Origin of the sequence: Hymenobacter siberiensis, assembly GCF_018967865.2 — a bacterium.
Classification (GTDB): Bacteria; Bacteroidota; Bacteroidia; order Cytophagales; family Hymenobacteraceae; genus Hymenobacter; species Hymenobacter siberiensis.
Genome location: NZ_JAHLZY020000001.1, coordinates 4063624 through 4076289, shown reverse-complemented (window position 1 = coordinate 4076289; position 12666 = coordinate 4063624). Strand labels below are relative to the sequence as shown.

General features: G+C 62.3%; 13 protein-coding genes. 3 read left to right on the top strand and 10 right to left on the bottom strand.

The window, feature by feature from the left end:
- The first annotated feature begins 35 nt into the window (after positions 1-35).
- Positions 36-926, top strand: coding sequence for an alpha/beta fold hydrolase (locus KQ659_RS18150; protein ID WP_216679791.1), 891 nt, complete (start codon positions 36-38; stop codon positions 924-926).
- A 132-nt stretch (positions 927-1058) separates the two neighbouring features.
- On the opposite strand, the gene KQ659_RS18145 is transcribed toward KQ659_RS18150, so the two are convergent.
- The 4 genes from KQ659_RS18145 to KQ659_RS18130 form a co-directional block, all read right to left on the bottom strand.
- Positions 1059-1547 carry a methylated-DNA--[protein]-cysteine S-methyltransferase gene (locus KQ659_RS18145; RefSeq protein WP_216679792.1) on the bottom strand — a complete coding sequence of 163 codons (489 nt, stop codon included), beginning with the start codon at positions 1545-1547 and terminating at the stop codon, positions 1059-1061.
- A 53-nt stretch (positions 1548-1600) separates the two neighbouring features.
- Positions 1601-2794 carry an amine oxidase gene (locus KQ659_RS18140; RefSeq protein ID WP_216679793.1) on the bottom strand — a complete coding sequence of 398 codons (1194 nt, stop codon included), beginning with the start codon at positions 2792-2794 and terminating at the stop codon, positions 1601-1603.
- A 148-nt stretch (positions 2795-2942) separates the two neighbouring features.
- Positions 2943-3881: a cation diffusion facilitator family transporter gene (locus KQ659_RS18135; RefSeq protein ID WP_216679794.1), complete on the bottom strand. Its 939-nt coding sequence runs from the start codon at positions 3879-3881 to the stop codon at positions 2943-2945.
- Positions 3882-3925: 44 nt separating this feature from the next.
- Positions 3926-4873, bottom strand: coding sequence for a cation diffusion facilitator family transporter (locus KQ659_RS18130; RefSeq protein WP_216679795.1), 948 nt, complete (start codon positions 4871-4873; stop codon positions 3926-3928).
- A 143-nt stretch (positions 4874-5016) separates the two neighbouring features.
- Here KQ659_RS18130 and KQ659_RS18125 point away from each other — a divergent pair, with 143 nt between their 5' ends.
- Together KQ659_RS18125 and KQ659_RS18120 are read left to right on the top strand one after the other, a co-directional pair.
- Positions 5017-6417 (top strand): APC family permease, encoded by a 1401-nt coding sequence (locus KQ659_RS18125; protein WP_216679796.1) that lies wholly within the window; start codon positions 5017-5019, stop codon positions 6415-6417.
- A 27-nt stretch (positions 6418-6444) separates the two neighbouring features.
- Entirely contained in the window at positions 6445-7131 is a 687-nt protein-coding gene (locus tag KQ659_RS18120) for a hypothetical protein (protein WP_216679797.1), read from the top strand.
- 70 nt (positions 7132-7201) lie between these two features.
- Here the strand turns inward: KQ659_RS18120 and KQ659_RS18115 are convergent, their stop codons facing one another.
- From KQ659_RS18115 to KQ659_RS18090, 6 genes are all read right to left on the bottom strand, one after another.
- Positions 7202-7873, bottom strand: a complete 672-nt coding sequence (locus tag KQ659_RS18115; protein ID WP_226915904.1) for a DUF92 domain-containing protein — start codon at positions 7871-7873, stop codon at positions 7202-7204.
- Between the two features lie 47 nt (positions 7874-7920).
- A complete protein-coding gene (locus tag KQ659_RS18110) occupies positions 7921-8427 on the bottom strand; it encodes a GNAT family N-acetyltransferase (RefSeq protein ID WP_216679799.1) in 507 nt (168 codons plus the stop codon).
- Positions 8428-8483: 56 nt separating this feature from the next.
- On the bottom strand, positions 8484-9680 hold the full coding sequence (locus KQ659_RS18105; protein ID WP_216688092.1) for a transglutaminase domain-containing protein: 1197 nt from the start codon (positions 9678-9680) through the stop codon (positions 8484-8486).
- A gap of 97 nt (positions 9681-9777) precedes the next feature.
- A complete protein-coding gene (hemB, locus tag KQ659_RS18100) occupies positions 9778-10764 on the bottom strand; it encodes a porphobilinogen synthase (RefSeq protein WP_216679801.1) in 987 nt (328 codons plus the stop codon).
- A 95-nt stretch (positions 10765-10859) separates the two neighbouring features.
- Positions 10860-11411, bottom strand: a complete 552-nt coding sequence (locus KQ659_RS18095) for a hypothetical protein (RefSeq protein WP_216679802.1) — start codon at positions 11409-11411, stop codon at positions 10860-10862.
- 57 nt (positions 11412-11468) lie between these two features.
- Complete coding sequence (locus tag KQ659_RS18090; RefSeq protein ID WP_216679803.1) at positions 11469-12608, bottom strand: NAD(P)/FAD-dependent oxidoreductase; 1140 nt, start codon at positions 12606-12608, stop codon at positions 11469-11471.
- Between the last annotated feature and the right edge of the window lie 58 nt (positions 12609-12666).

Sequence of the window (12666 nt, the reverse complement as noted above, 5' to 3'; positions counted from 1 at the left end):
ATTCGGCCGCAGGCCCCTCTGCTTAATCCCCGCGCATGCGTCGTTTCTCTTTGCTGACCCCCATGGTCGTACTGCTGGCTGTTGTGGTCATCATGCTGGCCACCGAATACGTGGTGGCCCGCCCCAGCCACCGCACCAAAGACGTGGCCTACGTGCCCGCCACCGCCCCCGATTTCGACAAGGAGCGCCATATTCTGGATGTGTATTCGCCCAAAAAAGCCGCGCCCAACGGGGCCGGGTATCCAGTCGTGCTGTTCATCCACGGCGGGAGTTGGACGAGTGGCAACAAGAATATTTACACCTTCATTGGCCGGCGGCTGGCCAAGCAGGGCGTGATAGCCGTGGTGATTAACTACCGCCTCGCTCCGCCCGTGCACGTGCCCGAGCAGGCGGCCGACTGTGCCCGCGCCCTGGCCTGGACGGTAAACAACATCAAACAATACGGCGGCGACCCGCAGCGCGTGTTCGTGATGGGCCACTCGGCGGGCGGCGGTCTGGCCGCCCTGCTGGCTACCGATGATGAATTATTAGCGAAAAATGGCTTGCCTCAGAATCCGGTTAAAGGGGCCGTCATGGACGACCCGGCGGGGCTGGATATGTATAGCTACCTCACGGAAATGAAGTACGAGGGCGACGCCCAATACCTCGTGCCCTTCGGCAAGGACCCGGCCGTGTGGAAGGAAATGTCGCCCATCTATAAGATTAAGCCCAACCTGCCGCCGTTCATCTTCTACATCGGCGGCGAAACGTACCCAAGCATCAGCGGCAGCTCGGGGCGCTTCCGGGACCGGTTGAAGCCGACGGGGCAGCCCGCGCCGTACACTATTATTCCCGGCCGGCACCATATTCCCATGGTGCTGCAGCTGTACTGGCAGCACAACATTATTTATAAGGGGCTGCTCAAGCTGGTGGGGGCACCGGGATAAACGGGGGTGGGGGAGAACGTCATGCTGAGCGAAGTCGAAGCAACTCTACCGCGAGAGTAAATGAATTACGTGCACGGTAGAGATGCTTCGACTTCGCTCAGCATGACGTTTTTTATTCTGAATAAGGGCACCTTACCCAAACAGCCCGCCCTGCCTGACCGGCTGCTCAAATTCCAGTAGCCACTTCTTGCGGTGCATGCCGCCGGCGTAGCCCGTGAGGCTGCCATCGGCCCCGATGATGCGGTGACAGGGCCACACAATGGCCAGCGGATTCTGGCCGTTGGCCGCCCCCACGGCCCGGACGGATTTAGGATTGTTCAACACCTTCGCCACGTCGAGATAGGAGGCCGTGCGGCCGTAACCGATGCCCAGCAGCGTCTGCCACACTTGCCGCTGGAAATCGGTGCCGAAATCGGAATCATAAGTAAGGTCAAACTCCCGCAGCTCGCGGCCGAAATAAGCTTGCAGCTGCTGATGCGCCGGACGCAGACAGGCGGGCACGGCGGCAAACGGTGTGGTGGCTACTTCAGCATCAAGAAACGAAACGGCCCGAAGGCCCGCATCGGAGCTAATGATAGCGAGCGGGCCGAGGGGCGAAGGGAGGTAAACTGTAGCATCCATGGGCTGAAAATACGGCCGGGCCGGCGGCCAAAACACAAGCTGTGCAGTTTGCGCTACACCAATATTGCCCGGGGACGGCGCTGGGGTACGGCTTCGGTTACCAGAGCCTGGGCAGCCAGCAAAGCCTCGGCGCTGGGCTGGTGCAGCACGCGGGCGGGGCCGGGCTGGCTGAGGTCGGCATCCCAGAGGCCGGACTGGTGCCACTGGTCGAGGTGGTCCCAGTCGGGCCGGTCGATGATGGGGTAGAGGCAGATGCCTTGCAGCGGCAGGCCCTCGCGGAGCACGGCGGCGCATTCTTCGGCAATCATGCGCAGCCACTGGGGGCGGTCGACGCCGGGGTGGCTGGTTTCGGTGAGGGCGAAGGGGCGGTGGTAACGCTTGTGGGCCGAGCGCAGCAGGTTGCGCAGGGGCACCCAGCGCGGGTCGGGCACGTCGTCGCGCCAGCCCAGCTTGTTGGGCGTGCCGTTCTGCCACTGGTTGTCGTAGTAGTAGTTGAAGCCCACGATATCGAGCAGGTCTTCGTGGCCGCCCAGCTCGGGACACAGGCGGCCGGCGAGGATGTCGGTGGCCTGAAACTGGTTGTCGTGGGCTTCGCGGGCCCAGCGGCGCTCGCGGGGCGTGGCGTGCAGCGGCGGCACAATGTGCACCAGCGGCTCGGTGCTGAGCATGCGGATGCTGGGGTCGGCCTCGCGCAGGGCGTGAGCCCCTTCGATGTAGGCGCGCATGAGGCCGTATTTCACGTCCCAGCCCTGGCCATGGCAGTAGGGGGTAGTGCCGCGGGCATCGCCCCCAAGCCAGCTGATGAAGCTAACCTCGTTGATGGGCGTGACGATGAGCACATCGTCGGGTCGCACAGAGCGGTAGAAATCGACGAAGGCGCGGCACAGCGCGGCAAAGCGCCGGGCAAATAGCGGGTGCAGCGGCGAGAGGTCGTCGGGGTAGCCGAAGTGACACAAGTCCCACACCTGCTGAATGCCGTGGCGCTGCCCGGCGTCGAGCATGATTTTTACCGTGCTGAAATCGTATTGATAGGGCGTTTTTTCAATCTGCGCCCAGCGAATGCCCTCGCGCACGGTGCGGACGTTGAACGGGTCGAGAGCGGTATAATCTTCGTCAATTAGCTGCAAATGGCCCGTGAGGGGCAGGAAATCGACGCGGTGGCCGAAGGCGTTAAGCTGGTCGGTGCACTCGTAGCCGCCCCACCAAAAGGAGCGAAACGGCGAGGCAACGGGGGTAGGAACTTTCATAGCAAAGGGGCTGTGTGGAACAGGCGGCCGCCCGCGTCAGCCCGGTAGCTGCGGCGGGCGCACCGGGGGTTTACCGCGAAAGTGGGATTGGGGTTAATATTGGGCTTATTTTGATCATCATGCTTCGGCTCCGCGCGGCATGATGGTTTTATTTTATCCCTACCGGGGCCGCATTTGCCAGGTTTTTGGCCTCGATGAAAATGCGCTTTACCTCCGGATGCTCCACCCGAATAGCATCCTGCAAGCGCTCGACGGCGGTGGCTACTTCGCTCGACGTCAGGTTGTCCGCAAAGTCAACATCGAGGGCCAGCATCACGTCGTTTGGGCCGAGGTACATGGTGAGGGGCGAGCGGATGTTGCGCACCTGCGGCTGGTCGCGGGCAATGCGCTCCAGGTTGGCCAGCGTGGCGGCATCTACGCCGGTGCCCACCAGTAGGCCCTTGGTGCGGCCCACCAGAAACATGGCCACCAGCATCAGCAGCAGGCCGATGGCGATGGACGCGCCGCCATCGAAGTAAGGATTGTTCAGCAAATGCCCCAGGAATACCCCCAGGCCCGCCAATGCCAGGCCCACGAGGGCCGCCAGGTTTTCCATCACCGAGGCAAATACTGCGGGGTCTTTGCTCGTGCGCAGCATTTTTACGAAGCCCACGTTGGCATCGGCCTGGGCCAGTAGCGCTTTCACCGAGAGATAAAAGGCAATGCCTTCGAACAGAAAAGAAATGCCCAGCACCACGTAGTTCCAGCCCGCGTCTTCGATGGGCTCGGGGTGCTGAATGTGCTTGATGCCCTCGTAAAACGACATGCCGCCGCCGATGGCGAAGATGAGCACGGCCACAATCAAGCCCCAGAAATACAGCTCCTTGCTGTGGCCGAAGGGATGCTCGGCATCGGGCGGGCGCTGGCTCTGGGCGGTGCCGTAGAGCAGCAGGCCGCTGTTGCCGGTATCCACGAGCGAGTGAATGCCCTCCGAGAGCATGGCCGATGAGCCGGTGAAATACGCCGCCACAAATTTGCTGATGGCAATAGCCACGTTGGCAGCAACGCCGCCGTAGAGGGATATTTTGGATGCGTTCGCGTCTGACATAGATGCGCAAGTACGCAGGAAATGGGGTTGCCGTTGGCAGAAGTCTAGCCAGGAGTTAGCGGAGAGGCCTTCTGGCGCTGCTGGCCATTGAGGGACGAGGCTTCGATGAAGACGCGCTGGAACTCGGGGTACTTGCCTTTGATGGCGGTTTGCAGGCGCTCCACGGCCTGCTCTATCTCCACGGCCGTAAGGTGGTCGTGAAAGGCAATGTCGAGGGCCAGGATGGCATCGGTGGGGCCGAGGTACATGGTAAGCGGCGCGCGCAGCTTCGTGACGGCGGCGTCCTGGCTGGCCAGGGCTTCGAGCCCGCGTAGCACCTCGGGGCTGGCCCCTTCGCCCACCAGCAACCCCCGGGCTTCGCGCAACATGAATATCGACATGCCCACCAGCAGCGCGCCAATGGCCACGGAGGCGGCCCCGTCGAAGTAAGGATTATTGAAATAATGCCCGAGAAATATGCTGGCCAGCGCAATCACCAGGCCGACCAGGGCGGCCATGTCTTCGAGCAGAATGGCAAATACGGCTGGGTCGCGGCTGTCGCGCAGGGCTTGCCAGAAACCTGCCGCGCCCTGGGTTTTGCGAAATTCGCGGTAGGCCAGCGCGCAGGCCGTGCCCTCAAACAGCATGGCCAGGCCCAGTACCCAGTAGTTCCAGGTGGGGTCGGTGAGGGGCGCGGGGTGCTGCAGGTACTGGTAGCCCTTGTAGAGCGACATGCCGCCACCCACGGCAAAAATCATCACCGCCACAATCACCGTCCAGAAATACAGGTCCTTGCTGTGGCCAAAGGGGTGCCGGGCATCGGCCGGCCGCTCGCTGCGGTTCAGCCCGAAAAGAATCAGTCCGCCGTTGCCGCTGTCCACGAGCGAGTGGATACCTTCCGACATCATGGCCGCGCTACCGGTGAAATAGGCCGCCACAAATTTGGAAATGGCAATGGCCACGTTAGCCCCAATGGCTCCGTAGACTACGATTTTAGAAGAGTTGCCAGCCATTGGTTTTCGATGAACATTGTATGAAATGATGCATTGGGGTACGAAGGTGGGCGGGCGGAGGTTGGTAAAATGTAGCGCGGACTTTCAGTCCGCGAGGGGGCCAATGCAGTCGCGGACTGAAAGTCCGCGCTACTTTCGTTCCTATGTCCGCACCTACTTTGCAGCGCCGTCTGGGCCTGGTTCAAGCTACCGCCCTCAATATGATTGACATGGTGGGCATTGGCCCCTTTGTCACCCTGCCGCTCGTGATGGGCTTTATGGGCCCGAATTTCCTGCTGGCTTGGCTGGTAGGCGCGGCCCTGGCTTCCGTCGATGGCCTGATTTGGAGCGAGCTGGGCGCAGCCTACCCCGAAGCCGGCGGTAGCTACCGTTTCCTCAAGCTGGCGTATGGCGAGCAGAAATGGGGCCGCTACATGTCGTTCCTCTACGTGTGGCAAACGCTCATTCAGTCGCCGCTGGTGCTGGCCTCTGGCGCCATCGGCTTCGCCCAGTACTTCGGCTACCTCGTGCCCATGACCGAGTGGTGGCAGCCCAAGGCCGTAGCCGGCACGGTGGTTTTGCTGCTGGTGGCGCTGCTCTACCGCCGCATCGAGGACATTGGTAAGCTGGGCGTGGCCCTGTGGGTGGGCGTACTGAGCCTCATGGGCTGGCTGATTTTCGGCGGCGTTACGCACCCCAACCACCACGTCGATATTTTTCCGGCCGGCGGCTTTTCGGCCCTGCCGGGGCTGCTGATTTCGGCCGCCATGGGCCAGGCGGCTGTCAAAACCATCTACTCCTACCTCGGCTACTATAATGTGTGCCACCTCGGGGCCGAAATCAAAAGGCCGGAAAAGGTTATTCCGCGCAGCATTTTCCTAAGCATTCTGGGCATCGCGGTGCTGTACCTGCTCCTGAACTGGAGCGTGGGCACCGTCATTCCGTGGCAGGAAGTGCAGAGCTGGCAGGCCGGTGCCGGCGACAAGTCGCAGTTCATCATCAGCGTATTTATGGAGCGGCTGTACGGGCCCACGGCGGCCAACGTGGCCACGGCCATGGTGCTGCTGGTGGCATTTGCCTCGCTGTTCGCGGTGTTGCTGGGCTACTCGCGCATTCCCTACGCGGCGGCGGCCGATGGCGAGTTCCTGCCCGTGTTCGGCAAGCTGCATCCCACCAAAAACTTCCCTTACGTATCGCTGCTGCTGCTGGGCGGCGTGGGCTTTGTATTCAGCCTGCTGTTCCGGCTGGGCGAGGTCATTTCGGCCATTCTGGCCATGCGGATTCTGGTGCAGTTTGTGGGCCAGGCCGTGGGCCTGATATTGCTGCGGAAGCGGCGTGGCACCAGTGCGCTGCCGTTCAAGATGCCGCTCTACCCGCTGCCCGTCATCCTGGCCATCATCGTGTGGCTGTTCGTGTTCGTGGGCATCGCGCCGGCCGAGGTAGAGTGGTTTGGGGTGACCTTCAAACTCTACTTCCAAGTGGCCGCGCTGGGCATGATGGCGCTGGGCACCGGCGCATTCCTGCTCTGGAGTCGGCGGCTGGGCCGGTGGCCGTTTGCGCGGTAGCTTAGCATTTTCGCCACTTCGAACACCATGATGCAAAAAATGCGCTACGCTGTGATTCTGGTAACGCTCACGGGGCTGCTATCATCCTGTGCCACCACTTCTGGCATCCTGCGTCCCGGGTTTCAGCCCAAGGCTATCCTTGAAATGTCCTTTGCTTCGCCAGTAGTGCAAGTATCTACTATTCAGCGTGGTAATCAGCCGGAATTCAATCCGGAAGCATCAGCTGAGTCGGTGCGGCTGATGCGAAAATTATTGGTTAATCATCAGGTCGAGCTGCATCTGCGAAATGAGCTGGTGATTCCTGATTCGCTTCAGCAACAGGCCAGACAAGAGATTTACCGGGCGGTGAACGGGATTGAAAAGCGTCAGCGTTTGGATACGGGAGCACATTTGCCGGTGCTGGACCATCTATTGGCAAGTCAGAATCAACGTTATGTACTGGTAGCGGCAACTCAAGGCTTCACCCGACTGGAGGGTAATTACGGCAATCAATTGGCCAAAAGTATTGGGGTTGGGCTGCTGACAATGGGAATGATGGTGCCGATAGCCATCAAGGCCAAGTCAGATATCTGCTTGTTTATCTATGATGGGGAGCAAAAGAATATCGTTTACTATAACCATACGCCTCCGCCCGCCGAGCGGGAACCATTAAATGAAGCGGTGCTGGAGAAACAATTGCGCACGATGGTGGCAAAGGATTTCCCGATGCGCTAGCAGCACTCACCGCAGCCAGAAAATATAGTTCTGGCCGAGGTATCGGCATTTTTTCGCTTGTAAAGCTCAGCTAACCCAACCACTTCATCAGCCCACCCGCCACTAGCGCGCCGGTCAGGGTATTGATAAAATTGACAGCGTTATTACTCAATAATCCGCGCCGCTCCAGTGTAGCGCCCAGCACCGAATCGACCAGATTGCCGGCCGTGCCCGCCACCAGCAGCCACCCAAACGCCGCCCCCCAGCCGAAGCCCAGGCAGTAGGCCGTGGCGATAACGGCCGTGCCCGCCAGCCCCAGCGCCGTGCCCTCCAGGCTCACCACGCCGTTGAGGCCGCGCGTGTCGGGCCGCAGGGTGAGGATGTTGTAGTAGCGGCGGCCATACACGTTGCCTAATTCTGAGGACAACGTGTCGGCGGTGGCGGCGGCGAGGCTGCCCGCCAGCATGAGCTGGGCCAGCGGAGCGGCGGGCGGATATTGCCAGGCCAGTAGCCCCAGCAGGCCCGCCACGCCAGCATTGGCCACTACCTGCCCGGCGGTGCGGCGGCCCCGGTTTTCCTCAGCCAGCCCGAGGCGGCGCTTGTCGGCCACGCGCCAGCTGGAAGCCGCCGTGCCGAGGCCGAAGAATAACGCCAGCAGCGCCAGCCCCGCAAACCCGCTGCCCAGGTAAATCAGCAGTTCCAATGCTCCGCCAGTTCCGGCCGCGGCCGCAGTCAGTTTGCCCGCTCGCTCGCTGTAAAGCATGCCTAGCCCGAGCAACACCACTACCAAGCCGACCCGAAATAAATCCATTACCCCAGCCGCTTTTCGTAGCAAAAAAATCGCAGCCCCGGCCGAAATGCCAGCGTAATCTCGCCCGCAAATCGGTAGCCCAGCTTCGGAAACAGCCGTTGCGTGGCGGCATTCTCCGAGTTGGTGTCCACGCGCAAAAACTTCAAACCTTGCGCCACGGCCTGCCTTTCGGCCTGCGCCATCAGGGCCAGCGCCACGCCCCGGCCCTGGGCCGCGGGGTCCACGGCCAGGCGGTGCGTCACCAGGGCAGGCTCGGTCACGTCCCAGTCGGCCTGGGCGTATTCGGCATCTTGGTCCTGGGTGAGGGCGGCCACGCCGGCCACTGTGCCAGCCAGCTCGGCCACCCACAGGTGGTTGTGTGCGATGTCGGCGATGAATACGGCTTCGTTGGGGTAGTCAGCCGACCATTGGAAGTTGCCGCTGGCGTGCATCAGCGGCACGGCCCGCCGGATGAGGGCCAGAATGGCCGGCAGGTCGGCAGCGGTGGCGCGGCGGATGGTGGGCATGAGCAGTGAAATGGGAGTGCGGTTGCTAGAATAGTGCTGCTTGCTACTTGGTCCGCTCAGTGCGACAGCGACCCCGTAGCGGCCGGATTAGCAAAGAGCATGAGCCGCAAAAGTTTGTTGGTGCGTTGGTAACGCGCCACGAAGGCCTGGCCATCATGGAGCTTGGTTTCGAGTAGCTGCACCGAAACAAGAAATTCCGTCAGCGAAGCCTGTTGGACTGGGGCAACCGGCTGGGCCGTAGCTAGTAAGCGACGCACCTCGGCCAGCTGCGCGGCCAAAGGCACCAGCACCTGCTGCAGCTCTTGGTCGGTCCGGCGGGGCAGAAATTGATGATTGAAAAAAACGATAAACGCATTAAACTCCTTGGTGCTCACGTTGAAGGCATCGATGGCACTGTTGTACGCATCGACAAATTGGTTGGACTTCTGCTGGCGAATGTGAAGCAGAAAGCTATACGTCAAGTCGTTTTTCACGCCGTTCTGCTCCACCCGGCGCGCCGTGGCTCGTAGTCGTTGCTCCGGGCTTTGCAAGGCGTAGGCGGCTACTGAGTCGGCAAAGGCGAAGGGGAGGCCGGGCGGGGCGGGGCGCGTGCCTTGCTGAAACTGTTGGGGCGTGCGCGGCGCTGGTAGCAACTGCCATAGCGGGTCGAAGGGCATATGGGTAGCGATGAACGTGGCCGGTGCTACCCGGAAAAAGTAGTTGTTCAAGCGAAACGCGAACTTCTCCTTTTCCAGGTAGCCTGCTGCCCAGGTAGGGTCCATCAGCCACCACTGGCTGGCTATGCGGCTGGCACACCAGGCATGACCCACCGGGGCGCGCAGGCTGGTGTAGCCGGTTACCACGTAAGTCAGTACGCCCACTTGGTTGGCCAGCGCACTATACAATTCGGCGTAGTGCTCGCACGTCCCGCGTCGTTGGTCCAGCGTTTGCTGCGCAGAAATGGGGTGTTCGCCCTGCAGGTCCGGCACATACATGTCCTCCACATCGTAGCGGATGTTGCGGGCCACCCACACGAAGGCCGCCCGGGCCCGGTCGCCTTCCGTCGGAAACGAGGCCGTGATGAAGCGTGCCAGCCCGCCCACCGTCCGCGCCGACGAATCGGGCACGGCCCGCATCCGGGCATCCACGGCCTGATAGGGCACCGGGACAGCCGGGCGGGGCTTCGGCTTGCTCCCCTGCGCCCGCACGGGCTGGGCCAGGCCAGCCCACGCCAGCAGCGCCAGCAGCACACAACGGTAGAAAAACGATGTCATAAGGACAAACAGGTACACTGCCCACCAACAAAATTGGGCAAATCCGGTGGTATTACCCACTGCATTTGCCCAACGCTGCTAAATAATACAAGCCGTGCTACCCGCGCCGCAGCACGGCGGCCGCTTCCTTGGCAAAGTAGGTCAGGATGGCATCGGCCCCGGCGCGCTTGATGCTGGTCAGGACTTCCATCATCGTCTTTTCGCCGTCGAGCCAGCCGTTTTGGGCGGCGGCTTTCACCATGGCGTACTCCCCCGATACGTTGTAGGCCGTCACGGGCAGGTGGGTGCGCTCCTTCACGGCATGAATCACGTCGAGGTAGCTCAGGGCGGGCTTTATCATCACCATGTCGGCCCCTTCGGCTTCGTCGAGGGCCAGCTCGCGCAGGGCCTCGCGCTTGTTGGCGGGGTTCATCTGGTAGCTTTTTTTGTCGCCTTTTTTGGGGGCCGAATCCAGGGCGTCGCGGAACGGACCGTAGAAAGCCGAGGCGTACTTGGCCGTGTAGCTCATGATGCTCACGTGGCTGAATGCATTCTCGTCCAGTACCCGCCGAATCCAGGCCACGCGGCCGTCCATCATATCGCTGGGCCCGATGATATCGGCCCCGGCGCGGGCCTGGGCCAGGGCCATCTGGCCCAGTACTTCCAGGGTGGCATCGTTGAGGATTTCGCCCGATTCGGCATCTACCACGCCGTCGTGGCCGTCGCTGCTGTAGGGGTCCATGGCCACATCGGTCATCAGCACCACTTCCGGGAACTGGCGCTTGATGTCGGCCACTACTTTCAGGTACAGGCCTTCGGGGTTGGCCGATTCCTTGGCCAGCCGGTCCTTCAGCGCATCATTGATGCTGGGAAAAGGGGCGAAGGTTTTGATGCCCAGCTCCACGCACTGGCCCACTTCTTCGATAATGCGGTCGGCCGAAAACCGGTAGATGCCGGGCATGGACTTCACTTCCAGCTTTTGACTCTCGCCTTCAATAATGAAGAGCGGAAAGATGAAATCGTGGGTGGTGAGGCGGGTTTCCTGCACCATGTCCCGAATAACTTCGGACTTGCGGTTGCGGCGGGGGCGGTGGGTTGGGAGCATATATCGATGACGCCGGGCCTGCGCCCGGAACGTGAAAAAAGAAAATCAAACGTTCTGTAAAAGCAAAACGAAGCCACAAAGTTCGGCCCGAAACCCTACCGCCGCCCAAACGGGTCGATGTACGCCACCAGCACCGCCAGCGCCGCCGCGCCCGCCACAATGCCCCACACCAGCCCGCCACCGCTCAGCAGCAGGCCCAGCAGGGCAATGGGCAGCACCACCAGCCCCAGCACACCCAGCACCGTGGTGCCCAGCCCGGCCTCGGCCGGGGCGTGCGCCCGGGCCAGCAGGGGCCGCCGGTGCGTGGCGGCCGGGCGCACCATCGGCAAAGTCGCAATATCAGCGGTTTTTGTTGATGCCATCAATGGTTCAGGCTGCGGCAATGCACGGCGGTATTCTCGGGCAGCGGGCAAAGCAAGGATTGGCTGAGCGGCCGTTTTGGCTGCGGTCACGGCCAGCGGCGCGGCGGCTGCTTCCGGCGTGGCAGCAGCTGCGGCGGCGGCTTTCACCGCCTGCACCCGCCCCGGCATCGGCTGAAACGAGAAGCTGCGCCGGCTACTCTGGCAGCCACTGGCCAGGCCGCCAATGACCACCAGCAAAGCCAGCAAACGGGAGTGAAACAGGCGGGGGCGCGTAGCAAAAAGCATAGAGGAAAGCCGGAAGTGAGGTCTGAGCAGGGCTGTACGAATATTGGCCGGTTTCCGCTACCCGTCGGTCAGCTTTTGCGCCGCCTCCCAGCCAATGCCCGCTCCCAGGGCCACACCCATGCCGTTGCAGCGCACGGCGGCCAGCACGCCCGGCCGCACCCAGTCGATGATGGGCGCCAGCGCCGGCCCGAACCCCATCACCCCGCTCCAGCGGTAGTCGATGCGGGGCCGCTGGCCGGCCACAATCACCTCATGCAGCAGGTTTTCGAGGTAGTGCTGCACCGTGGGCGTGAGGCCGGACGCGGTGGTTTCTTCGGCCGGAAAATCCAGGTTGCGCCCGCCTCCCAACAAGATGCGGTGGTCGGCCAGCTGGCGGAAATAGGTGTAGCCGTGGTCGTAATGAAAAGTGCCCGGCAGGCGCACGTCTGGCAGCGGCTCGGTCACCAGCACTTGGCCGCGGCCGGGCGTCACGGCCAGCTCCGGCAGCAGCTCTGTAGCGAAGGCGTTGGTGGCCAGCAGCACCTGGCCGGCTGTCACGGCCACGCCATTGGCCAGGAATAAGATGTGGCCGGCGGCGGTGCTTTCCACGCTTTCCACGGCGCAGCTGGTGAGCACGGGCATATCGGCGGCCCAGGCGCGGGCCAGCAGGGCGCGCATCATGCGGCCGGCGTCGAGGCTGCCTTCGTGCTCGTTTTTCAGCAGTGTGCCCACGCCTCCGAAACCGAATTGCCCGGCTTCGGCACTGGCGTCGCGAAAGGTGCGGGCGTGGCCCACCACCGGCGCCAGCAGGGTGTTGAAATAGTCAATTTTATCCCGGCACTCAGCTGCCAGCGGTGCTTCCTCGTGCCGAAATAGCTCATAGCCGCCCACCGGCTGATAGTCCAGCGCGGCATCGCCCAGCAGCGCACGCAGCCGGCCTAGTCCGGCCCAGCGGGCGGCCACCACGGCCTGCAAGTCGCCCCGCTTTTCCTGCTCCAGCAATTCCGAAATCGACCCAAAGCACGCGAAGCCGGCGTTTTTAGTCGATGCGCCGCTGGGCAGCGCGCCGCGCTCCAGCACCACCACGCGCCAGGTGGGCCGCTGCTGCTTCAGGTAGATGGCCGCCGTGAGGCCCACCAGTCCCGCGCCGATGATGGCGACATCGGCCGGGCCGAAGAAGGACCGTTGTTCCCAGTAGGAAAGGTTGGTGTTGGGCATGAGGACACAAAAAACGGTCATCCTGAGCGCAGCGAAGGACCTTGGCACATCTGAACGT

Excerpts from the sequence above, each read along its gene's own strand:
- KQ659_RS18150 (WP_216679791.1), top strand. The coding sequence starts at position 36 with ATGCGTCGTTTCTCTTTGCTGACCCCCATGGTCGTACTGCTGGCTGTT.
- KQ659_RS18145 (WP_216679792.1), bottom strand. The coding sequence starts at position 1,547 with ATGGATGCTACAGTTTACCTCCCTTCGCCCCTCGGCCCGCTCGCTATC.
- KQ659_RS18140 (WP_216679793.1), bottom strand. The coding sequence starts at position 2,794 with ATGAAAGTTCCTACCCCCGTTGCCTCGCCGTTTCGCTCCTTTTGGTGG.
- KQ659_RS18135 (WP_216679794.1), bottom strand. The coding sequence starts at position 3,881 with ATGTCAGACGCGAACGCATCCAAAATATCCCTCTACGGCGGCGTTGCT.
- KQ659_RS18130 (WP_216679795.1), bottom strand. The coding sequence starts at position 4,873 with ATGGCTGGCAACTCTTCTAAAATCGTAGTCTACGGAGCCATTGGGGCT.
- KQ659_RS18125 (WP_216679796.1), top strand. The coding sequence starts at position 5,017 with ATGTCCGCACCTACTTTGCAGCGCCGTCTGGGCCTGGTTCAAGCTACC.
- KQ659_RS18120 (WP_216679797.1), top strand. The coding sequence starts at position 6,445 with ATGATGCAAAAAATGCGCTACGCTGTGATTCTGGTAACGCTCACGGGG.
- KQ659_RS18115 (WP_226915904.1), bottom strand. The coding sequence starts at position 7,873 with ATGCTTTACAGCGAGCGAGCGGGCAAACTGACTGCGGCCGCGGCCGGA.
- KQ659_RS18110 (WP_216679799.1), bottom strand. The coding sequence starts at position 8,427 with ATGCCCACCATCCGCCGCGCCACCGCTGCCGACCTGCCGGCCATTCTG.
- KQ659_RS18105 (WP_216688092.1), bottom strand. The coding sequence starts at position 9,680 with ATGACATCGTTTTTCTACCGTTGTGTGCTGCTGGCGCTGCTGGCGTGG.
- hemB (WP_216679801.1), bottom strand. The coding sequence starts at position 10,764 with ATGCTCCCAACCCACCGCCCCCGCCGCAACCGCAAGTCCGAAGTTATT.
- KQ659_RS18095 (WP_216679802.1), bottom strand. The coding sequence starts at position 11,411 with ATGCTTTTTGCTACGCGCCCCCGCCTGTTTCACTCCCGTTTGCTGGCT.
- KQ659_RS18090 (WP_216679803.1), bottom strand. The coding sequence starts at position 12,608 with ATGCCCAACACCAACCTTTCCTACTGGGAACAACGGTCCTTCTTCGGC.